This is a genomic window from Brachyspira catarrhinii, from assembly GCF_005518285.1.
Taxonomy (GTDB): Bacteria; Spirochaetota; Brachyspiria; order Brachyspirales; family Brachyspiraceae; genus Brachyspira; species Brachyspira catarrhinii.
In genome coordinates, this window is sequence record NZ_SJDU01000414.1 from 1 (window position 1) to 1,867 (window position 1,867).

The 1,867-nt window shown below is 22.8% G+C and carries 1 protein-coding gene; it reads right to left on the reverse strand.

Annotation, left to right across the window (positions count from 1 at the left end):
- Positions 1–134 precede the first annotated feature (134 nt).
- A partial coding sequence (locus EZH24_RS11055; protein ID WP_137999166.1) for a tetratricopeptide repeat protein occupies positions 135–1,867 on the reverse strand: 1,733 nt, incomplete at its 5' end.

The following is a 1,867-nucleotide window of genomic DNA, read 5'->3' on the forward strand; positions in this document are numbered from 1 at the left end:
GGTTCATAAGAACACTCTTTGTTTATTATATTTTCGATTTCTTCTAAAGTGTAATTTTTATTTTCCATTTTATTCTCCTTAAAATTATTTTCATTCTCATAAAAAATTATTAATATTATGACAGTAAATGACATCTAATTACAAAATTTTTTTGATACCATTTCTGTTTGACCATGCTGCATATATATTCTATGAGATAGTTCAAATATATGGGCAGTTCTTATTTTATTTCCTGATTGTATATATCTTATTTTATCTTCTGCATCATTATATTTATCTATTTCTAAAATCCTTTTATATGTTTTTAAAGCATTATCTGAATTGTTTAATTTAATATAAATCTCTGCAATAGATTCTAAATAAAATATACTATCCTCACTATCTGTTACTTTTTCCTCATATATTTTTATAAGCTCTTCATAGGCAAGATTAGCTTCTTCATATCTTGAAACTTTTTGATAGAATAATGCTAAATATGATAAGTCTTCCATACAAAAACTTATTTTATCTTCATATTCTTCATCTGTATCTGATATTTTTGTCTTTTTAAATCTCTCTATTTTTTTGAGACAAAGTCCTATAGCTTTACCATATATTTCAAATGCTTTTTCTTTATTATCAATTTTGCCATATAAGTCCCCATGTTTTTCTAAAAGCTCATAATCCTTTTTATTTTTTAATATTTCTTTATCATACTTTTTTATTAAATCATGATATATTTCAAATGCTTCTTCTTTGCATCCGATTTTCATATAAATATCAGCCATTTCTTCCAAATACATTTTTTGATAATATTTATACTCTTTTATAAGTTCTCCGCATCTTTCAATAGCTTTTTTATAATATAAATTTCTATTTTCTATATCATTTAACTTATCATATAAATGAGCAATATTTTTTAATGTATTTAATTTAAAGCATACTGTATATAAATATGAAACTTCATGTCCATCATTAACTATTTTTAAATATTCTTTATATGCTTCTATTGCCTTTTCATATTTTCCAATATTTTTATAAGCTTCTGCCAATTTTTCATAATATCTGCATGGTCTATTATAAAGTTCTATAGCCTTATTATAATAATTGGCAGCTTCTTCGTAATTGTTTATTTTTTCATAAGTTTCAGCAATATTAATATAATAGTCTGTATTTTTACTATCAGCCTCTAAAGCCTTTTTATAATAATTAATAGATTTTTCATAATTTTTTGTTTTTCTATATACACTAGCAATATAATTAAAAAAACATGCAGAATTATCTGGATACATATTTATAAGCATTTTATATATATCTATTGCCTTATCATAATTTTTAGTTTTCTCATATATTCCAGCTATATTTTCATAACTTTCTTTAGATATTTTATTATGTAATTCTATAGCCTTATCATATTCTTTATATAATTCATAGAAATGTGAGAAATGAGATATATAACCTTTAGCATTATACGAATTATTTTTTATAACATTAGTATATGCTTTGACTATATCATTATAAATTTCGCTTCCTTTGAAATTTTTATATTCTTCTTTTCTATTAGGAAAAGGTATAAAATAAAATGGAATATATGCATCTTTTTCTATACTATTTTCTAATGCATATACTGCCTCATCATTATTACCTAACTTTTTATATAAATCATACAATGATTTTACTGTATAAAGACTTCCGTAAAAATAATCATCTAATCTGCTGTCTGCATTAATATACAATGCATTTTCATAACTTTTCACAGCTTCATCATATTGATTATTTTTTTCATAACTCAAACCTAAATAATACCAAGCATCAGATAAATTATAACCATAGTCAAAACTATTTATAGCTTCTTTCAAATTTTCTGCAGCATCTATACTGCTTCCTA